This is a genomic window from Streptomyces tamarix, assembly GCF_032423885.1.
Lineage (GTDB): Bacteria > Actinomycetota > Actinomycetes > Streptomycetales > Streptomycetaceae > Streptomyces > Streptomyces tamarix.
Map to the genome: position 1 here is coordinate 50,191 of NZ_JAWCTQ010000004.1, position 19,578 is coordinate 69,768.

General features: G+C 74.0%; 19 protein-coding genes. 4 read left to right on the top strand and 15 right to left on the bottom strand.

The genetic code is table 11. The features are described from left to right. Positions 1-3 precede the first annotated feature (3 nt). From RND61_RS04670 to RND61_RS04700, 7 genes are all read right to left on the bottom strand, one after another. On the bottom strand, positions 4-915 hold the full coding sequence (locus tag RND61_RS04670) for a carbohydrate ABC transporter permease (protein ID WP_315876387.1): 912 nt from the start codon (positions 913-915) through the stop codon (positions 4-6). Continuing rightward, positions 915-1,844 carry a carbohydrate ABC transporter permease gene (locus tag RND61_RS04675; protein ID WP_315876388.1) on the bottom strand — a complete coding sequence of 310 codons (930 nt, stop codon included), beginning with the start codon at positions 1,842-1,844 and terminating at the stop codon, positions 915-917. The genes RND61_RS04670 and RND61_RS04675 overlap by 1 nt, the downstream gene beginning before the upstream one ends. 126 nt (positions 1,845-1,970) lie before the next feature. Next, the gene (gene araD, locus RND61_RS04680) at positions 1,971-3,731 is read right to left on the bottom strand and encodes an L-arabinonate dehydratase (protein WP_315876389.1); all 1,761 of its coding nucleotides are present in this window, start codon (positions 3,729-3,731) and stop codon (positions 1,971-1,973) included. Beyond that, positions 3,728-4,630 carry a dihydrodipicolinate synthase family protein gene (locus tag RND61_RS04685; RefSeq protein ID WP_315876390.1) on the bottom strand — a complete coding sequence of 301 codons (903 nt, stop codon included), beginning with the start codon at positions 4,628-4,630 and terminating at the stop codon, positions 3,728-3,730. Before RND61_RS04685 ends, araD begins: the two co-directional genes overlap by 4 nt. A gap of 111 nt (positions 4,631-4,741) precedes the next feature. Continuing rightward, entirely contained in the window at positions 4,742-5,434 is a 693-nt protein-coding gene (locus tag RND61_RS04690) for a GntR family transcriptional regulator (RefSeq protein ID WP_315876391.1), read from the bottom strand. A gap of 272 nt (positions 5,435-5,706) precedes the next feature. After that, the gene (locus tag RND61_RS04695) at positions 5,707-6,888 is read right to left on the bottom strand and encodes a hypothetical protein (protein WP_315876392.1); all 1,182 of its coding nucleotides are present in this window, start codon (positions 6,886-6,888) and stop codon (positions 5,707-5,709) included. Continuing rightward, positions 6,885-7,820: a 5-dehydro-4-deoxyglucarate dehydratase gene (locus RND61_RS04700; protein WP_315876393.1), complete on the bottom strand. Its 936-nt coding sequence runs from the start codon at positions 7,818-7,820 to the stop codon at positions 6,885-6,887. The genes RND61_RS04695 and RND61_RS04700 overlap by 4 nt, the downstream gene beginning before the upstream one ends. Before the next feature lie 213 nt (positions 7,821-8,033). Between RND61_RS04700 and RND61_RS04705 the strand changes: the two genes are divergently transcribed. Further along, positions 8,034-8,843: an NAD-dependent epimerase/dehydratase family protein gene (locus RND61_RS04705; RefSeq protein ID WP_315876394.1), complete on the top strand. Its 810-nt coding sequence runs from the start codon at positions 8,034-8,036 to the stop codon at positions 8,841-8,843. 253 nt (positions 8,844-9,096) lie between these two features. On the opposite strand, the gene RND61_RS04710 is transcribed toward RND61_RS04705, so the two are convergent. Further along, positions 9,097-10,083, bottom strand: coding sequence for an AraC family transcriptional regulator (locus RND61_RS04710; RefSeq protein WP_315876395.1), 987 nt, complete (start codon positions 10,081-10,083; stop codon positions 9,097-9,099). Between the two features lie 117 nt (positions 10,084-10,200). Here RND61_RS04710 and RND61_RS04715 point away from each other — a divergent pair, with 117 nt between their 5' ends. Continuing rightward, entirely contained in the window at positions 10,201-11,421 is a 1,221-nt protein-coding gene (locus tag RND61_RS04715) for a TerD family protein (protein WP_315876613.1), read from the top strand. A gap of 43 nt (positions 11,422-11,464) precedes the next feature. Here the strand turns inward: RND61_RS04715 and RND61_RS04720 are convergent, their stop codons facing one another. Both RND61_RS04720 and RND61_RS04725 read right to left on the bottom strand, forming a co-directional pair. Then, the gene (locus RND61_RS04720) at positions 11,465-12,856 is read right to left on the bottom strand and encodes an alkaline phosphatase PhoX (RefSeq protein WP_315876396.1); all 1,392 of its coding nucleotides are present in this window, start codon (positions 12,854-12,856) and stop codon (positions 11,465-11,467) included. A gap of 160 nt (positions 12,857-13,016) precedes the next feature. Continuing rightward, positions 13,017-14,480, bottom strand: coding sequence for a hypothetical protein (locus tag RND61_RS04725; RefSeq protein WP_315876397.1), 1,464 nt, complete (start codon positions 14,478-14,480; stop codon positions 13,017-13,019). A gap of 226 nt (positions 14,481-14,706) precedes the next feature. Here RND61_RS04725 and RND61_RS04730 point away from each other — a divergent pair, with 226 nt between their 5' ends. Further along, positions 14,707-16,542, top strand: a complete 1,836-nt coding sequence (locus tag RND61_RS04730; protein WP_315876398.1) for an endonuclease/exonuclease/phosphatase family protein — start codon at positions 14,707-14,709, stop codon at positions 16,540-16,542. Positions 16,543-16,555: 13 nt separating this feature from the next. Here RND61_RS04730 and RND61_RS04735 read toward each other — a convergent pair whose 3' ends face one another. The 4 genes from RND61_RS04735 to RND61_RS04750 all read right to left on the bottom strand — a co-directional run bounded on the left by RND61_RS04735 (position 16,556) and on the right by RND61_RS04750 (position 18,274). Beyond that, positions 16,556-17,269, bottom strand: a complete 714-nt coding sequence (locus RND61_RS04735) for an antibiotic biosynthesis monooxygenase (RefSeq protein ID WP_315876399.1) — start codon at positions 17,267-17,269, stop codon at positions 16,556-16,558. A gap of 86 nt (positions 17,270-17,355) precedes the next feature. Then, a complete protein-coding gene (locus RND61_RS04740) occupies positions 17,356-17,667 on the bottom strand; it encodes a DUF4235 domain-containing protein (protein ID WP_315876400.1) in 312 nt (103 codons plus the stop codon). Next, a complete protein-coding gene (locus RND61_RS04745; RefSeq protein ID WP_315876401.1) occupies positions 17,664-17,879 on the bottom strand; it encodes a DUF3618 domain-containing protein in 216 nt (71 codons plus the stop codon). The genes RND61_RS04740 and RND61_RS04745 overlap by 4 nt, the downstream gene beginning before the upstream one ends. After that, positions 17,876-18,274, bottom strand: a complete 399-nt coding sequence (locus tag RND61_RS04750) for a phage holin family protein (RefSeq protein WP_315876402.1) — start codon at positions 18,272-18,274, stop codon at positions 17,876-17,878. The genes RND61_RS04745 and RND61_RS04750 overlap by 4 nt, the downstream gene beginning before the upstream one ends. Positions 18,275-18,417: 143 nt before the next feature. On the opposite strand from RND61_RS04750, the gene dapA reads away from it, so the two are divergent. Next, positions 18,418-19,308, top strand: coding sequence for a 4-hydroxy-tetrahydrodipicolinate synthase (gene dapA / locus RND61_RS04755; protein WP_315876403.1), 891 nt, complete (start codon positions 18,418-18,420; stop codon positions 19,306-19,308). Here the strand turns inward: dapA and RND61_RS04760 are convergent. Further along, positions 19,298-19,507 (bottom strand): hypothetical protein, encoded by a 210-nt coding sequence (locus tag RND61_RS04760; protein WP_315876404.1) that lies wholly within the window; start codon positions 19,505-19,507, stop codon positions 19,298-19,300. The two genes, dapA and RND61_RS04760, sit on opposite strands and share 11 nt — an antisense overlap. Positions 19,508-19,578 lie beyond the last annotated feature (71 nt).

Below are 19,578 nucleotides of genomic sequence, written 5' to 3' on the forward strand. Positions count from 1 at the left end.
GCGTCAGCCCTTCACCGCGCCGGCGCTGAAACCGGTGATGAGCCACTTCTGGATGAACGCGAAGACGATCACGACGGGCACGGCGGCGATGACGCCGCCCGCGGCGAGGGCGCCCAGGTCGACGCTGTCGGCGCCGATCAGGGTGTTGAGGCCGACGGGGATCGTCTGCTTGTCCTGCTCGCTGAGGAACATCAGGGCGAACAGGAAGTGGTTCCAGCTGTGCACGAAGGCGAAGGAGCCGACGGCGATGAGGCCGGGGCGCAGCAGCGGCAGGACGACCGCGCGGAAGGCGCGGAAGCGGGAGCAGCCGTCGACCCAGGCGGCCTCCTCCAGGGAGACGGGGACGTTCTTGATGAAGCCGCTGATGAGGATGATCGACAGGGGGAGCTGGAAGACCGTCTCGGCGATGACGACGCTGCCCAGCGAGTTGATCATCTGCAGGTTGCGGAAGATCTCGAACAGCGGGACCAGCATGAGCGCGCCCGGGATGAACTGGGAGCACAGCAGCGCCAGCATGAAGCCGTTCTTGATGCGGAAGTCGAACCGGGCGAGCGCGTAGCCGCCGGCGAGCGCGACGAGGGTGGTGGCGATCAGCGTGGCGACGCCGACGAGCATGCTGTTCTGGAAGAAGACCCCGAAGCTGCGCTCGTTCCAGACCTTCTCGAAGTGCTCGAAGGTGATGGGCCAGGGCACGAGCGAGGTGGAGCCGGCGGGCCGTACGGCGAACAGCAGCATCCAGTAGAACGGGACGAGCGTGAACAGCAGGTACAGCGCGAGCGGCACGTATATCTGCCAGCGCGGCACGTCGTCGAAGGCTCGTTCGCGCTTCCGGCGGCGCGGGGCGGCGGGAGGCGCCGGGTCGTCGTGGGCGGGCACGCGTGCGTGGGTGCCCTTCTCCGCGAGTGCTGCGGTCATCAGCGGTCGCCTCCGAACTTGCTCAGGCGCAGATAGAGGATCGAGCAGAAGAGGAGGATCACGAACGCGACGGTGGTCAGCGCCGAGGCGTAGCCGAAGTCGTGGCCTTCGATGCCGGTGTTCGCGATCATGAGGGGCAGGGTGGTGGTGACGCCGGCCGGGCCGCCGCCGGTGAGGGTGTAGAGCAGGTCGACGTTGTTGAACTCCCACACGGCGCGCAGCAGCGTGGAGAGGATGATGGCGTCCTTGAGGTGCGGCAGCGTGATGTGGAAGAACTGCCGCATCCGGCTCGCGCCGTCGACCGACGCCGCCTCGTAGAGGTCCTTCGGGATGGACTGGAGGTCGGCGAGGATGAGGATGGCGAAGAAGGGGACGCCGCGCCAGAGTTCGGCGAGGACGGCCGCCCAGAAGACGGTGCCGGTGTCGGAGAGGACGGACGTGCCGTACGTGCCGATGCCGATGTCCGCGAGGTAGCGGCTCATGCCCGTGGACGGGTTGTAGAGCAGCATCCAGATGGTCGTGGTGAGCACGCCGGAGACGGCCCAGGGCGAGAAGACCAGGGCGCGGGCGATGCCGCGGCCGACGAAGGTCTGGTTGACCAGCAGGGCGAGGACGAGTCCGAGGGCGAGCTGGAGGGTGACCTCGACGACGACCCACTTGGCGCTGAAGCCGAGCGTGGACCAGAAGAGGGGGTCCTCGGTGAAGATGCGGGTGAAGTTCTCGAAGCCCGCGTAGCCGTTCTTCCACGGCTTGGTGACGTTGTAGTGCTGGAGGCTGTAGTAGAAGACGCTGAGCACGGGGTAGGCGATGAAGCCGAGCATCAGCAGACCGGCGGGCGCGATCAGCAGATACGGCAGGCGACGTGGCTCGGCTCCCGTGCGGCGCCGACCGGCCCTGGGTTGTTTCGCCACGGCTGCGGCTTGGGCCATGACATGTCTCCGTTCATCGTGCGGTGCATTGCGGTGCGGTGCGGTCGTGCGGGTCACGCGTGAAGCGCTTTCCGGATCACGTTCGAGATTCCGGACATGAGGGCCGGTGGTGCCCCCGGCCGGGGCTCAGCCCGCGTACGGCTCCGGTACGTTCCCCGGCCTGGCCAGGAACTCGAAGTCGCAGCCGGTGTCGGCCTGGGTGATCTGCTCCTGGTACAGCGCGCCGTAGCCGCGCTCGTACGGGTTGGGCGGCGGTGTCCACGCCGCCCGGCGCTCCGCCAGCTCCTCGTCGCTCACGTGGAGGTGGAGCGAGCGGGCCTCGACGTCGAGCGTGATGAGGTCGCCGGTCCGCACGAGGGCGAGCGGCCCGCCGACGTACGACTCGGGCGCGACGTGCAGCACGCACATGCCGTAGCTGGTGCCGCTCATCCGGGCGTCGGAGATCCGCACCATGTCCCTCACGCCCTGCTTGAGCAGGTAGTCGGGGATGGGCAGCATCCCGTACTCCGGCATGCCCGGGCCGCCCTTGGGGCCCGCGTTGCGCAGGACCAGGACGTGGTCGGGGGTGATGCCGAGGGCCGGGTCGTTGATGGTCCGCTGCATCGTGCGGTAGTCGTCGAAGACGACCGCGGGGCCGGTGTGCCGGAGCAGGTGCTGCTCGGCGGCGATGTGCTTGATGACGGCGCCGTCCGGGCAGAGGTTGCCGCGCAGGACGGCGAGTCCGCCCTCGTCGGCCAGCGGCTTCTCGCGGGTGCGGATGACCTCGGTGTTGTGGACCAGGGCGCCGGCGAGCTGCTCGCGCAGGGTGGCGTGGGCGACGGTCGGCCGGTCCAGGTGCAGCAGGTCCGTCAACTGGGCGAGGAACCCGGGCAGTCCGCCGGCGAAGTGGAAGTCCTCCATGAGGTACTGCCCTCCGGGACGGAGGTTCGCCAGGACCGGCACCGTGCGGGCGATCCGGTCGAAGTCGTCCAGGGTGAGCCGGACCCCGGAGCGGCCCGCCATGGCGATCAGGTGGATGACCGCGTTGGTGGAGCCGCCCAGGCCGAGGACGGTCGTGACGGCGTCCTCGTACGCCTCGCGGGTGAGGATGCGCGACAGCCGCAGGTCCTGCCGTACGAGCTCGACGATCCGCAGGCCGGCGGCGGCGGCCATCCGGTCGTGCCCCGAGTCGACGGCCGGGATGGAGGACGCGCCGGGCAGGGTGACGCCGAGCGCCTCGGCGGCGGCCGTCAGCGTGGAGGCGGTGCCCATGGTCATGCAGTGGCCCGGCGACCGGGCGAGCCCGCTCTCCAGTTCGGCCATCTCGCAGTCGCCGATGAGCCCGGCCCGCTTGTCGTCCCAGTACTTCCACATGTCCGTGCCGGAGCCGAGGACCTCGTTGCGCCAGTGGCCCGGCAGCATCGGCCCGGCCGGGACGAACACGGTCGGCAGGTCCACCGTGGCGGCGCCCATGAGCAGCGCGGGCGTGGACTTGTCGCAGCCGCCCAGCAGCACGGCGCCGTCCACGGGGTAGGACCGCAGCAGCTCCTCCGTCTCCATCGCGAGCATGTTGCGGTAGAGCATCGGGGTGGGCTTCTGGAAGGTCTCCGACAGCGTGGAGACCGGGAACTCCAGCGGGAATCCGCCGGCCTGCCACACCCCGCGCTTCACGGCCTGCGCGCGGTCGCGGAGGTGGACGTGGCAGGGGTTGATGTCGGACCAGGTGTTGAGGATCGCGATGACCGGCTTGCCCAGGTGCTCCTCGGGGAGGTAGCCAAGCTGCCGGGTGCGGGCGCGGTGGCTGAACGAGCGCAGTCCGTCCGTGCCGTACCACTGGTGGCTGCGGAGGGTCCGGCCCTGCCCTGCGGCGGGGCCGCCGTTCCCGGGCGGGGTTCCATCGGTGCTCATACGTCCCATTCCTTGACCATCTCGGCGATTTCGGCGCGGCGCGGCTCGGGCAGCAGCCGGCTGGGCGGGCGCACGTCGCGGCGGCACAGGCCGAGGGCGGCCAGGGCCTCCTTGACGACGGTGACGTTGTTCGCCGCCTGGTCGGCCGCGCGCAGGTCCTCGAAGCGGCGGATCTGCTCCCACACCTCCAGGGCGGCCGGGTAGTCGCCGCCGCGCAGCGCCCTGAGCATCGTGAGGGAGACGGCCGGGGAGACGTTGACCAGCCCGGAGGTGAAGCCGGTGGCGCCCATGGCCCAGTACGAGGGGGCGTACAGCTCCGCGAGGCCGGCGATCCACACGAACCGGTCGAGGCCCGCGTCGCGGGCGACGGCGGCGAAGCGGGCCGCGTCGGGGACGGCGTACTTGACGCCGATGACGTTGGGGCACAGCTCGCCGAGGCGAGCGATGGTCGCGCCGTCGAGGAGCGGGTTGCGGACGTAGGGGACGACGCCGAGTTCGGGCACGGCGTCGGCGATCTCGCGGTGGTAGTCGACCCAGCCGTCGCGGGAGACGTACGGGTGGACCGGCTGGTGGACCATGACCATGCCGGCGCCGGCGTCGCGGGCGTGGCGGGCGGCGTCCGTGGCGGTCGGCACGTCGTGGCCGACGCCGACGAGGACGGCGGCGCGGTCACCGGCCTCCGCCACGGTGAGCTCCGTGACCAGGCGGCGTTCGTCGGGCGTGAGCGTGTAGAACTCACCGGTGTTGCCGTTGGGGGTCACGGCCCGTACGCCGCTGTCGAGCAGCCTGCGCAGCAGGGCGCGATACGTGTCCCGGTCGACACCGCCGTCGGCGTCGAACGGGGTCACGGGGATCGCGACGACGTCTGCGAGCGCCGCCCTCAGCGATGAGTGGTCCATGCGTACCGGCCTTTCTCTGACTGTCACGGGTGCACGGGGGAGCCGGGTTCACCGCGGTTCTCGGTGCGGGTCCTTCGCCTGGCGGCGCCCGGGCCGTGCCTTGGGGTGGTCCTACGGGTGGTGCGGCACCTCGACGCCCGGCACCTCCATGCCCGGCACCTCGATGCCCGGGTCGCCGGGGAAGGCCCGCCGGAGGAACCGGGCGATGTGCTCGCGCAGGGCGCCGGCGGCCCCCTCGGCGTCGCCGGCCAGGGCGAGGCGGAGGATCTCGCGGTGCTCGTCGGCCTCGCGCTGCCACGACGGGTCGGCGCTCCAGGCGACGGTGGACACGAGGGCGGCCTGGTCGCGGACCTCGTCGAGCATCCGCGCCAGCAGCGGGTTGCCGCAGGGCAGGTACAGCGCGCGGTGGAACTCGCGGTTGGCGAGGGAGCGTTCGGCCTGGTCGGTCGCGCCGTCCGCCCGGACGAGCGCCTGCCCGGCGACCTCCAGCGACGCGCGGCGGGCGATGGTGCGGCGCAGCGCCTCGGGCTCCAGCAGCAGCCGTACGTCGTAGACCTCGCGCGCCATGGCGGCGTCGACGGTGCGGACCGTGGCGCCCTTGTACTGGCTCATGACGACGAGCCCGGTGCCGGCGAGGGTCTTGAGCGCTTCCCGCACGGGCGTCTTCGACACCCCGAAGCGCGCCGCCAGTTCGGCCTCCACCAGGGCGCGGCCGGGCGGCAGCTGGCCGGTGAGGATGGCGTGCTTGACCTCCTCCAGCACGTACTGGGTGCGGGAGGGGACAGGGCTGGGGGCGAAGGCCATACGGGTCTCATATCTCGCGTATCGCGTCTCATATATGACGTACGAAGTACGACGGCGACGAACGTAAAGCGGGGTTTTCCATTCGTCAACGCTTCTGACAAAACTCGTCGCCACGGGTTTCGGGCGCGGGACCGCGGGGACACGCGGGCGGGGTCCCGGCCCAACGGGCCCGGAACCGGGAGGAAACGGGCCCGCCGGCGCCGTCCGGGCATGCCTGACCGCCCCGGGTCGCTGGGGATCCGGGGCGGGGGACGGGCGGGCCGCAGGGCCCGTCAGGACAGGGCGCGCAGCGCGGCGGCGACCTCCTCCAGGTCGGGGCCGGAGGCCAGGCCCGCGTGGTACAGGCGCAGTTCGGTGGCGCCGAGCGCGGCGGCGTGCGCGGCGTCCTCGGCGAGCCGTCCGGGGGCGCCGCCCATGCCCGTGACGACGGTGAAGTTGGCCGCCAAGGTGGTGTCCGCGCGCGCGTGCGGGGCGAACGGCGGCAGCACGGCCCCGGCTCCGCCGCCCGTGCAGGGCAGGACGACCCCGTCGGCGACGCCCAGGACGTGTGCGGGGTCCACGCCCGGGTTGGCGCCCGTGCGGTACGGGGCGGGGTCGGCGTGCAGCAGGACCCGGAAGCCCGGCGGCGCGACCGCCCGGACCGCCGCCACGGCGTCCTCCTGAAGGGTGCGGGCGGCACGGGTGCGCCAGGCGAGGGTGGCCGCGGCGAGGGGGGTGCCCAGCAGCTTCTCGACGCCGGACCAGCCCGCCTCCCGCCCGTCGGCCCGGCCGTCCCAGACGGGCTCCAGGGCCTGGCGCACGGCCGCGGCGACCACCTCGGGGTCGGCGCCCGCCTCGGCGTACCCGTCGCGGCAGGTGCCGCAGAAGCAGAGCGACATCAGGTACTGCGCGGCGTCCCCGAGGGTGACGCCGCCGATCTTGTCGTGGGCGTGCAGGTGGGCCATGCCGTACCAGCCGCACGACTCCAGTTCGGTGCCGCGGGCGCCGGGGCGCACGGCGGCCTCGGCGGCCAGGTCGGTGAGGAGGGCGCGCACCTCGGGGCGGGCGATGCAGGGGGCCCAGGGGTAGCGGTCGCCGTAGGCGTTGACGACGGACGTGCCGGGGTGCTCGGCGCCGAGGCGGGAGTTGTGGGCGAGGACGACCCAGCTGTGCACCTCCAGCCCGGCGGCCTCCAGCGCCCCGGCCGCCGCACCGTACGCGTCGCCCGGGGCCCAGTCGCCGGCCTCGTACGGGCGCAGGGCGCGCCCGGCCCAGCGGTCGGGGGCGGGCGGGTAGAGCACCGCGGCGTGCTCGGCGGTGACGAACCGGTGGCGCGGGTGGCGGGGCGTCAGGGCGCGGGTGGAGTGGTACGCGGAGGCGAGGGTGACCTGTTGGACGCCGAGCGCGGCGACGCGGTCGGCGGCGCCGGGGTCGCCGTTGACGTCCCAGGGGTAGAGGAAGGCGGAGGCTCTCACCGGCCGGTCTCCGCGCCGACGAGGGCGAGGCCCCGGTCGATGAGCTCGGCCAGCTCCTCGACGTGGGCGGGGGCGGGCTCGGTGAGCGGCGGACGGACCTCTCCGACGTCCAGGCCCCGGAGCCGCACACCGGCCTTGACCAGGGAGACCGCGTATCCGCGGCCCTTGGCGCGCAGGTCGGCGAAGGGACGGTAGAAGCCGTCGACGAGCCGGTCGACGGTCGCCTGGTCGCCGGCGCCGATGGCGCGGTGGAAGGCGAGGGCGACCTCGGGCACGAAGCAGAAGACGGCCGACGAGTAGAGCGTGACGCCGATGCCGCGGTAGGCGGAGCCGGTGAGTTCGGCGGTGGGCAGGCCGTTGAAGTACAGCAGGTCCAGGCCCTCGGCGCGGACGGCGCTGACGATGCGCTGCATCAGGTCCAGGTCGCCCAGGCCGTCCTTGAAGCCGATGACCCGGTCGAGCCGGGCGAGGTCGGCGGCCGTCTCGGGGGTGAAGACGGCGTTGTCGCGCTGGTAGACGACGAGGTCGAGGGAGGTGGCGGCGGCCAGCGCCGCGTAGTGGCGCAGGAGTCCGGCCTGGTCGGCGACGACGAGGTAGGGCGGCAGGGCGAGCAGCCCGTCGGCGCCGGCCTCCTCGGCCAGCCGGGCGTACCGGACGGCGAGCGCGGTGCCGTACCCGGTGCCGGCGACGACGGGCACGCGCCCGGCGACCTCCTCCACGGCGGCGGCGACGCACGCGCGGTACTCGTCGGGGGTGAGGGCGTGGAACTCGCCCGTGCCGCAGCACGCGAAGACGGCGGCGGCCCCGTGCTCCACGCCGGCGCGCACGTGCGCGCGGAAGGCATCGAGGTCGAGTGCGCCGTCCGGCCCGTAGGCGGTGACGGGGAAGAACAGCAGGCCGTCGAGGCGGTCGGCGAGCGGAGGTGGGGTCACGGGAGCTCCCTGGGCGAAGCCGTCGAATGATTCAGTGGTACACACTTCTGATCGTCGTCCATATCTATGAACTCCGACCACGCTAGGGCAGCCCAAAGGGGCCGGTCAAGGAGGAAAACCGCAGACGGCGGCAGTACTTGACGGTACAGAGCACCCTCAATAGCGTGTCCACGCATGTGAATGACGTCTACGTATCCGCAAGGAGCACCGCTGATGCCCGCTGCCCGCACCATCCTGCTGACCGGCGCCGCCGGCGGCCTCGGCACCCTGATGCGCGGTCTGCTGCCCGACTACGGATACGAGCTGCGCCTGCTCGACGTGGCCCCCGTCGAGGGCGCCCCCGACGCGATCACCGCCGACCTCGCCGACAAGGACGCCCTGCGGGAGGCCGTCCGGGGCGTCGACGCGATCATCCACCTGGCGGGCATCTCCCTGGAAGCCCCCTTCGACAAGATCCTGCGCGCCAACATCGAGGGCACGTACAACCTGTACGAGGCCGCGCGCGAGGAGGGCGTCCGCCGGATCGTCTTCGCCTCCAGCAACCACGCCGTCGGCTTCACCCCCCGGCCCCGCACCGGCGACCCGCTCATCCCGGTCCACACCCCACGCCGCCCCGACACGTTCTACGGCCTGTCGAAGTGCTTCGGCGAGGACCTGGCCCAGCTGTACTGGGACCTGCACGGCCTGGAGACCGTCTCCGTGCGGATCGGCTCCTGTTTCCCCGAGCCCACCTCCGTGCGGATGCTGTCGGTGTGGCTCAGCCCCGGCGACGCCGCCCGCCTCTTCCACGCGGCGCTCACCGCCGAGGGGGTCGGCCACACGGTGGTCTACGGCTCCTCCGCCAACACCCGGCTGTGGTGGGACCTGTCGTCGGCCCGCGCGCTGGGCTACGAGCCGCAGGACGACTCGGAGCCGTACGCGCAGAAGCTCGTCGCGGAGCAGGGCGAACTGGACGACGCGAACCCGGACCACGCCCACCTGGGCGGGCACTTCTGCACCCACCCGCCGCAGTGGCCGCACTGACGGGGCCGCGCCGGGAGGGCGGCGTCCGCGCGCGCGGCACCGGGCCGAAGGCGCCGGCGCGGGGCGCGCGGGCCCGGCCCGGTCTCACGGGGGGCGACCCGGGACGGGCCCGCGCGGGGACGCGCGCACCCACGGGGGACGGGTGCGTCGGCGTCACCAAGCGACCCTAAGGGCCACCGAAACGGTCGGCGATCCGCCGAACGCGGCGACCTGTCCGCCGAACGCGGTGCACCGCGGCACGCGGACGCACGGGTCACACCCGCCTCGGCGGCGGCGCGTGCAGGGTCTGCGACGGCGCCTCGCCGAACCGCTCCCGGTAGCGCGCCGCGAACCGCCCCAGGTGGGTGAAGCCCCAGCGCCAGGCCACCTCGCCGACCGTCAGCCCGGCGCCCGGCTCGGCGTCCCGCAGCTCGTCGCGGACCCGCGCCAGCCGCACGTCGCGGACGTACCCCATCGGCGTCGTCCCCACGTGGGCGCGGAACGACTCCTGGAGCCGCCGGGTGCTCACGCGCGCGAGGGCGGCCAGCTCCGTCACGGTGAACGGGTGCTCGGGCCGCTCCCGCACCGCGTCCATGACCCGCTTGACCGGTGCCGGGCGCAGGGCGCGGGCCGGCTCGGCCACCTCCGCGCGGTAGGGGTGCGAGGCGGCCAGCAGCAACCCCGTGAGCAGCGCGTCCTTCAGCGGCTCGGCGACCAGCGGGTGCTGGGCGAGCCCGGTGGGGTCGGCCGCCTCGCGCGCGAGGCGCCGCACCAGCGCCGCCCAGTCCCGGCCCGCCCCGCGCACCAGGTCCAGCGTCGGCGCCAGGACGAGCGCGCGCGGCGGGGTGCGGCCCAGCAGCTCCTCCAGCCTGCGCCGCAGCGCGGCCGTCTCCACCTTGACGGCGACCACCCGGCAGTCCCCCGCCCACCGGTCGACCACGACCCGCCCGGCCGGGTTCAGCACCGTGCCGCGCTCGGGCGTCCCGGTGAGGGCGTCCCCCGCCCCCTGCCGCAGCTCCAGCCGCCCGCTCAGCGGCACGTTCACGTGGTAGGCGCCCAGTTCCCCGAAGCGCAACCGCACGTCGGCGCCGCACCGCATGTCCCCCACGACGAGCGGCCCCAGGCGGACCGTCTCGAAGCGGGCGGCGAAACGGCGCCCGCGCTCCTCGATGAGGTCCATGGAGGTGGCGTAGAAGCGCTCACCGATCTCCCGGCGCGCCTCCTCCACCTTCCCCGTGCGAAAAACGGTCCCTGCTGTCACGGAGCGAGAGGATATGCGCCCGCACGGCCGTGCCGCCCGCCGCCGCCCCGTGACCGGAACGGCGGCGGGCGGGGGAACGGCGAAGCGGACTCGGTCGTTACGGCAGTCATGACAGCTATGACCCCCGGCTCGAACATCCCCCTGTCCGCCGCGCGCGTGGCGGTGGACGTCGCCGCCCCGGTGCGGCTCGACGTATCGGGCCTGCTGCTGACCGCCCACGGCAAGGTCCGCTCCGACGACGACTTCGTCTTCTACAACCAGCCGTCGGGTCCCGGCGTCACCTACCGGTCCGGCGGCGGCACGGCGCCCGACGCGATCACGATCGACACGGCCGCGGTGCCCGCGGACGTCGAGCGGATCGTCGTCACGGCGAGTCCGGACGCCGCGGGCCGGACGTTCCAGGGCGTCGAGCCGACCGCGACGATCCGCGACGCCGCGTCCGGCGCCGTCCTCGCGACGTTCACCCCGCCCCGGCTCGGCGCGGAGACGGCGCTGGTCGTCGTCGAGGTGTACCGGCGGGGCGGCGCGTGGAAGGCCCGCGCGGTGGGCCAGGGGTACGCGAACGGGCTGGCGGGCATCGCGACCGACTTCGGCGTGACCGTCGAGGAGGCCCCCGCCGCGCCCGCCCCGGCGGCTCCGGCCGCCGCACCCGCCCCGGCCGCACCCGCCGCTCCCGCCCCGGCCGCGCGGTCCCGGGCCGGCTCCGCGCCCGCCCCGGCCGCCGCTCCCCCGGTGCCGACGACCGCTCCCCCGGCGACCGGGAAGATCAACCTGGACAAGGGCCGGGTGAACCTCCAGAAGAACCAGACGGTGTCCCTGGTCAAGGGCGGCCGTCCGCTGCTGTCCCAGGTCAAGATGGGCCTCGGCTGGGAGCCCGCCTACCGCGGCAAGGACATCGACCTGGACGCCTCCGTCATCGCGTACGGCCCGCGGCGCGACCACCTGGACAGCTGCTACTTCGGCAAGCTGACCATCCTGGGCGGCGCGGTCCGCCACTCCGGCGACAACCTGACGGGCGAGGGCGCGGGCGACGACGAGGTCATCACGGTCGACCTGGGCCGGCTGCCCGCCGAGGCGACGGGCCTGGTCTTCACGGTGAACTCGTTCTCCGGCCAGAAGTTCACCGAGGTCGCGAAGGCGTACTGCAGACTGCTCGACGCGGCGACCGGCGAGGAGCTGGTCCGCTTCGACCTGACGACCGCCGAGCCGCAGACGGGCGTCCTGATGTGCAAGCTGATCCGGCAGTTCTCCGGCGAGTGGGAGATGACCGCGCTGGGCACGTTCGTGAAGGCCCGCACGGTGCGCAACATGGTGCGCCCCGCGGCCGAGGCCCTCTGACCGGCCGGGGCCCCGCCCGGAGTGCCGGGCGGGGCCCCGCGCGTCAGCGCCTCGGGGCGCGGTGCCAGGGCCCGGTGACGGCGAGCAGCAGGCCGGGGTTCTGGATGCTGGCGTACAGCGTCCGCCCGTCCGGCGAGAAGACGACGCCGGCGAACTCGGAGTCGTTCAGGTCGTTGCGGGCGATCGGGTACGTGCGCCCGGAGTCCGTCGCGCCGAAGAGGTGCTGGACGCCCTCGCCGTCCTCCGCGACGACGAGCCCGCCGTACGGCGACACGGTGATGTTGTCCGGCCCGTCGAGGGCGCCGTCCTCGTCCGGGGCGGTGTTGACGCCGAGGAGCACCTTCAGGGTGAGGGTGCGGCGCTTCGGGTCGTAGAACCAGACCTGCCCGTCGTGCGGGGTGCCGGGGCTCTCCCCGCGGGCGTACGAGGAGACGACGTACGCGCCGCCGTCCGCCCACCACATGCCCTCCAGCTTCCGGCCGCGGGTGACGCCGCCGGCCCCGAACTGCTCGCGCACGGCGACCGTGCGGGCGTCCCGGTCGGGCACGTCCACCCAGTCGACGCCGTACACGGTGCCGGTGCGGGTGGCTCGGGACAGGTCGTCGACGAACCGGCCGCCCGCGTCGAAGCAGCGCGGCGCCTGGAGGACGCCGGCGTCGTCGGCGAGGGTGCGCAGCCGGCCGCGGCCGTGCCGGAAGCCCTCCGGCGGGACCCAGCGGTAGAACAGCCCGTTGGGCGAGGAGTCGTCCTCGGTCAGGTAGGCGTGCCCGCGCCGCGGGTCGATGACCACCGCCTCGTGGTCGAACCGGCCGAACGCCTTGACGGGCTTCGGGTCGCGGTTGGCGCGGCGGTCGTGGGGGTCGACCTCGAAGACGTAGCCGTGGTCCTTGGTCATGCCGTTCTCGCCCGCGCGGTCGGAGTTCTCCTCGCAGGTGAGCCAGGTGCCCCAGGGGGTGGCGCCGCCGGCGCAGTTGGTGGAGGTGCCCGCGATGCCGACCCACTCGGCGGTGGAGCCGTCGCGGCGCACCTCGACGACCGTGCAGCCGCCGGCCGCGGCGGGGTCGTAGACCAGGCCCTCGGCGAGCGGGACCGGGTGGTCCCAGCCGTCGCGCGGGCCCTTCAGCTCGTGGTTGTTGACCAGCAGGGTGACCCCGCGCGGCCCGGGGAAGGCGGCCGTGCCGTCGTGCCGCTCGGGCGTGAACTCGCCGCTCTCCAGACGGGTGACGCCGCTGCGGGTGAGGATCCGGTACGCGAACCCGGCGGGCAGGGCGAGCACTCCGGCCGGGTCGTCGAGCAGCGGACCGTACCCGTGCCCGCCGCCCCGCTGCGGGGGTGCGGCGACGGCGCCGGGGGCGGTGGCGAGGGCACCGACGGTGCCGGTGAGGGCGAGGGCGGTGCCGGTGGCGGCGGCGAACTCTCTGCGGCTGAGCGGCATCTGGGCTCCTGATCGGCCGGACGGTGGCGTCCCACGCTGGCCCCCGCAGCTGAACGCGGGCTGAACCCCGCGCGTCCCGGCCGGGACGTCCGTGTGACCGGGAACCACCGGAAGGCGTTCCCCGCGGCGGCCGTACGGGGGCGGGGCCGCCGGCGGTCCGTCAGGAGCCGGCGCGGGACCGGGCCTTGAACGCCGCCTTCCGGGCCTCCTTGGCGATCCGCCTGTCGCGGTGCAGGCGCCCCATCGCCTCCAGTACCTCCGGGGTCGAGGGGTGTTCGACCCGCCACGCCTCGTCGAAGAACCCGCTGTGGCGGCCCGTCAGCCCCTCCACGAGGTCCTGGAGCTCGTCCAGGTCGCCTTCGGCGTCGAGCTGGGCGGCGATCGTGTCGACGGCCAGCCAGAAGATCATCGTCTCGGGCGGCGGCGGCACGTCCGCCGCGCCCCGCTCGGCGAGCCACACCCGGGCGAGCCCGCCCAGCTCCGGGTCGTCGAGGACCTCCCGCACGGCGGGCTCCGCCCCGGCGCCCACCAGGGCCAGCGCCTGCTGGCAGTGGAGCCGGCGCAGCGGCGCCCCGGCGTCGGCGCCCTTCGCCGCGGCGAGCAGCTCGCGGGCCGCCGCGACCGGTTCGCGCCCGGCGAGCCACTGCTCCGTCTCGGCCCGCGCCGCCGCCTGCGGGAAGCCGCCGACCGCGCCGAGCAGTTCGTCCGCGCCCCGCTCCGCGAGGTCCCCGACCGCCGGGGCGGCCACACCGGCCTCCAGCAGCCGGCTGCGGACGCCGTACAGGCCGAGCGGCGTGAGCCGCACCATGCCGTACCGGGCGACGTCGTCCTCGTCGAGGTCGGCGGGCGACGGCTCGTCGGGGGCCTCCTCCGTCATCAGGGCCTCGTCGACGGGCCGGTACTCGACGAGCCCCATCGGCTCCAGGACCCGGAACTGGTCGTCGAGCCGCATCATCGCCTGGGAGACCTGCTCCAGCACGTCGTCCGTCGGCTCGCCCATGTCGTCGGGGACGATGACGGAGGCGGCGAGCGCGGGCAGCGGCACCGGCCCGTCGCCGGGCCCGCCCTCGGCCACGGTCAGCAGGTAGAGGTTGGCGAGCACCTCGTCCAGGAACTCCGCCTCCGCCTCCGGGTCCCAGCCCAGCGCGTCGAAGTCGACGCCGCCCTCCGCCCCGGCCAGGGCCTCCAGCACCTCGGCGTCGTCCACGACGGGCGCGGTGGCGTCGGCGAACACGGTCTCCAGGCCGTCCAGCCAGAGGGCGAGCACGTCCTGCGGGCCGCCGCCGGTCACCAGCGGCAGGGCGTCCCCGGCCGTGACGGTGCCCGTACCGTCGGCGCCGTCCCCGGGGTCGCGGACCTCGACGAGGCCCGTGTCGACCGCGACCCGCCACGCCTCGCTCGCGTACGCCTCGCCGTCCTCGTCGCCCGCGAGGCCCAGCGCCTCGGCCGCCGCGCCCAGTTGCGCGTCGACGAGTTCGCCGCCCGCGCCGACCCGGGTCTCCGGTCCCGCCCAGCGGGCGAGCCGGACGGCGCGCGCCAGCACGGGCGCGGCCAGCGCGGCCCGCGCCAGCTCGGCGTCCGGGCGGAGCCGTACCGGCGGCAGGGTCGGGCGGTCTGAGGGCATCGGCGGTATCTCCTCGGGACGAGCGGCGGTGCGGGTCCGAACCGTCCCCCAGCGTAGACGCATGCGGGGACGCGTTCCGCGTTCATGCACCTGACAGGTGGCGTCCACCCGGGACCCCTTGACAAGTGCCCTGCTCACCCAAGAGATTGACGCGCGTAGAGCGGCCACCCCTCCTTTTCAGCCACTCCGCACACGCCCACCTCCCACCACCCCTTGGAGTCCATCCATGGCTTCCTCCCTGCCGAGGACCGCTGCCGTCTCGGCCGTCGTCGCCGCCGCCCTGGCCGCCGGACTGCTCGCCGGCGCCTCCACCTCGGCCGCGGACACGGCCGGCGCCGTCCGCATCCACGACGTCCAGGGCTCCACGCGCATATCCCCGCTCGTCGGCCAGCGCGTCACGGACGTGCCCGGCGTCGTCACCGGCGTGCGGACGTACGGCTCCCGCGGCTTCTGGTTCCAGGACCCGGAGGCGGACGGGGACGCGGCGACCAGCGAGGGCGTCTTCGTCTTCACGAGTTCGAAGCCGACCGTCTCCGTCGGCGACGCCGTCACGGTGTCGGGCACGGTCACCGAGTACGTCCCCGGCGGCCTCGCCTCCGGCAACCAGTCGCTCACCCAGATCTCGAAGCCGACCGTCACCGTCGTCTCCTCCGGCAACCCGGTGCCCGCCCCGGTGACCGTCACCGCCGGGTCCGTCCCCGACGCGTACGCGCCCGAGGGCGACCCGGCGCAGGGCGGCTCCGTCAACGGCCTCCCCCTCAGGCCCGGCTCCTACGCGCTGGACTACTACGAGTCGCTGGAGGGCGCCAACGTCCGCATCGGCTCCTCGCGCGTCGTGGGCCCCAGCACCGAGCACGCCGAACTGTGGGTGACCGTCAAGCCCGGCGAGAACCCCAGCCGGCGGGGCGGCACGGTCTACGGCTCGTACGCGTCCCAGAACTCCGGCCGCCTCAAGGTCCAGTCGCTGGTCCCGCTCGCCCAGCAGCCCTTCCCGACGGCGAACGTCGGCGACGTGCTGACCGGCACCACCGAGGGCCCGCTCGACTTCGACCAGTACGGCGGCTACACCCTCACCGCGCGCACCCTCGGCACCGTGGAGGACCGCGGCCTCGAGCGCGAGAGGACCCGCCCGCAGCACCGGAGCGAACTCGCCGTCGCCACCTACAACGTGGAGAACCTCGACCCGACCGACCCGCAGGAGAAGTTCGACGCGCTGGCGAAGGCGGTCGTGGAGAACCTGGCCTCGCCCGACGTCGTCGCGCTGGAGGAGATCCAGGACAACAACGGCGCCGCGAACGACGGCACGGTCGCCGCCGACGAGACGCTGAGGAGGTTCACGGACGCGATCGCCGCCGCGGGCGGCCCGGCCTACGCGTGGCGTTCCGTCGACCCGGAGAACAACAAGGACGGCGGCGAGCCCGGCGGCAACATCCGCCAGGTCTTCCTCTTCAACCCCGCGCGCGTGTCGTTCACCGACCGCGCGGGCGGCGACGCCACGACCGCGACCGGGGTCGTCAAGGAGCGCGGCAAGGCGGCGCTGACCGTCTCCCCCGGCCGGATCGCGCCGGCGGACGCCGCCTGGGAGAACAGCCGCAAGCCGCTGGCCGGCGAGTTCGTCTTCCGCGGCCGTACGGTCATCGTCGTCGCGAACCACTTCGGCTCGAAGGGCGGCGACGAGTCGATCACCTCGCACCGCCAGCCGCCGAACCGTTCCTCCGAAGTGAAGCGCGTTCAGCAGGCGAAGGTCGTCAACGCCTTCGTCAAGGACGTCCTCGCCGTCCAGCGCAACGCCGATGTCGTGGTCCTCGGCGACATCAACGACTTCGAGTTCTCCGCCACGACCCGGGCCCTCACCGACGGCGGCGCCCTGCGCGCGGCCGTCACGAGCCTGCCGCGCAGCGAGCGCTACTCGTACGTCTTCCAGGGCAACAGCCAGGTGCTGGACCAGATCCTGATCAGCCCGGGCATCCGCCGCTTCGCGTACGACAGCGTCCACATCAACGCGGAGTTCGCCGACCAGAACAGCGACCACGACCCGCAGGTCCTGCGCTTCCGCCCGTAGCGGCGCGCCGCCGTCACACGCCCGGGGCGAGGCTCAGCGCGGGCGTGTGGCGGCGCACCGTGCCGCGCACCAGCCCCGGGTACGCCTGCACCCTGCGCCACTGCGGAGTCGGCGCCCCGACGCCGTCGCCGGTCGCGGCCAGGGCCTCCTCGTGGGCGGCGGCGCTCTCCCACTCGGCGTAGTTGAGGACGCGGGTGCCGTCCAGGCCGAGGTGGAAGTGGGCGGACATCCCGCCCGGATGCGGCGCCGGAGCGCCGCCGAGCGCCTCGAACACCGCGTCCACCCAGCCCCGCTGCCGCGCCGGGTCCGGCCCGTCGAACTCCGCCTCCACGGTGACCACGCACCCCGGCACCCGGGCGTCCCCCTCCGCGGGCGTGCCGCTGCGGTACAGCTCGTACGAGTGGAGGGCGACCCGCTCGATGCCGGGCATCGCGGCGTCGATCTCCGCGTTCCGCTCGGCGCGCTCGGTGCGCACGAGTTCCTGGTAGTCCTCCTCGGCGCGCCACTGCGAGTAGTGGAACAGCGTGTCCCCGTCCGCGCCGATGTGGACGGTGTACGAGAGCAGTCCCTCGTTGGGCCACTCCCGCTTCTCCCAGGTGCGGGCGATGGCGTCGACGGCCGCCCGCTGCCGCTCCGGGGTGCCGACGCGCCAGGTGCTGGCCTTGACGAGGCCGACCCCCGGGCGGGTGAGGTCGGGCCGGGCGTGGGGCTGGACGTACACGGTCATGTGCTGCCTCCTCTGACGGGCGCCCGGCCGCACCCCGTGGTCCGGACCGGGCACCTCCCATCCTGGAAGCTGAAGCGAACTTGAGGTCAAGAGCCTCCCGGCCAGGTCCCGGTGATCCGCCTCACGCCGGCGGCGCCGCCCCGGTCCACGGCCGCCCGGACCGCCGCGAAGATGGCGCCCTGGAGGGCGGCGGCGATCAGGACCTCCCGCCACGAGCGGTCCTCGTCCAGCGCGTCGGGCGCGTCGTCACCCCGGCCGACGACCTTCCACGCCTGGGTGAACAGCGCGCTCGCGGCGGCACCGCTCGCGATGCCGAGGAGCAGTCCGACGGGCCGGTAGAGGATCTTCTGCTTCCGCTTGGACTTCGACCGGGGCTTCGGGGGCCTGCGCGCGCTCACCGCGACCTCCCCCCGCGCCGGGTCCGGCTCGTCAGCACCACGGCCAGCACGGCCAACGCCGCGGCGGCCGCGGCCGCCGCCACCAGCGGGCGGCGGTCCATGCGGGCGGCGCGCGCCCGCAGGTCCGTCTTCGCCACGAGCTGGTCGATCGTCTCGACCAGCTCCTGCCGTTTGTGCGCCGCTTCGAGGCGCAGTTCGTCCGGTCCGCTCATCGATGGACCCTCTCCTTGATCTCGTCGAAGTCCGAGCGCACGCCGTCGATGGCCCGCTCGGGCAGCGGCGGCACGGCACGGCGCATCTGCGCGCGTCCGGCGAGGGCCAGGACGGCGGCGATGAGGAACAGCACGCCGGTCACGATCAGGGCGGCGGCCCACACCTCCAGGACCAGGGCGAGGAGCGCCACGCAGGTCCCGGCCAGGGCCATGAGCCCGACGTAGGCGACGGCGGTGGCGCCTCCGATGAGCCCGCCGCCGACTCCGGCGCGCTTGCCCTTCTGCGCCAGTTCCGCCTGGGCGGTGCGCAGCTCGGCCTTCACCAGGTCGGTGAGCTGCTCCGAGGCCCGCTTGACCAGCTCGCCGACCGACGGTTCCGCGGTTCTGATGGCCACGGCGGTCGCTCCCTTCTGTGCGCGTACGGGAACGCTCCGGGTACCCGTGAGCACCGCCGCCATGCCACGCTTAAGCGCGTCTTCACAATGGTCCGGAGAAGAACTAAGTGGACCTACGACATTCTGCCCCGGAGACTGCGGGCATGACGTACGACGGCACCACGCCCCCTCCCTTCGGCCGCGCCCTGTGCGCCATGGTCACGCCCTTCACCCCGTCCGGCGCCGCCCTGGATGCGGACCGGGCCGCGAAGCTGGCGGCGGACCTGGTCTCCGGCGGCTGCGACGGGCTCGTCCTGAACGGCACGTCCGGGGAGTCCCCGACCACCTCCGACGCCGAGAAGAGGGAGCTGATCAGCGTCGTCAGGGAAGCGGTCGGCCCCTCGGTGCCGCTCGTCGCGGGCGTCGGCACGGCGGACACGGCGCACACGGTCGAGCTGGCCCGCCAGGCGGAGGCCGCGGGCGCCGACGGCCTGCTGGTCGTCCCGCCGTACTACAGCCGCCCGCCGCAGGCCGCCGTCGAGGCGCACTTCCGCCGGGTCGCCGACGCGACGGGCCTGCCCGTGGCGCTGTACGACATCCCGGGCCGGACCGGCACCCGGATCGAGCCGGACACGATGGTGCGGCTCGCGGAGCACCCGCGGATCGTGGCCGTGAAGGACTGCGCCTACGACCTGCTGGGCACGACGAAGGTGCTCTCCCGTACGGCGCTGGCCGTCTACTCGGGCTGCGAGGAGCTGAACCTGCCGCTGTACGCGGTGGGCGGCGCGGGCTTCGTCAGCACGGTGGCGAACGTGGCGCCCGGCGCGGTACGGGCCGGGCTGGACGCCTTCGACGCGGGCGACACGGCGGAGGCGGCCCGGCTGAACCGGCGCCTGCTGCCGCTGGCCGAGCTGATGATGGCGTCCGGGCTGCCGGGGACGGTGACCGTGAAGGCGCTGCTGGACGCGGGGCCGGTGCGCGAGCCGTTGCAGCCCGCCGGCCGCGAGGCGGTCGACGGGCTGCGAAGGGCGTACGCGGAGCTGGTCAGCCGCTGATCGTGTTCCGGCCCAGGAGGGCGACGTGTTCCAGCACGTCCTCCATGGGGTCGTCGATCTGGCCGACGTCGACCAGGGCGAAGCGGGGGCCGTTGTGCGCGTGGGTGTGCGTCTCGTCCGCGTGGGCGGCCCCTGCGGCGGGCAACACGCCCGCCACGACGAGGAGCCCCGCGACCACGACCCTCTTGGTGGTCCTCATGTGCGTTCCTCACCTTGCCGTCTCGTGTGGTTTGCCGTCCCGTGCGTCCCTTGCGACGCCCTGTCCATCGG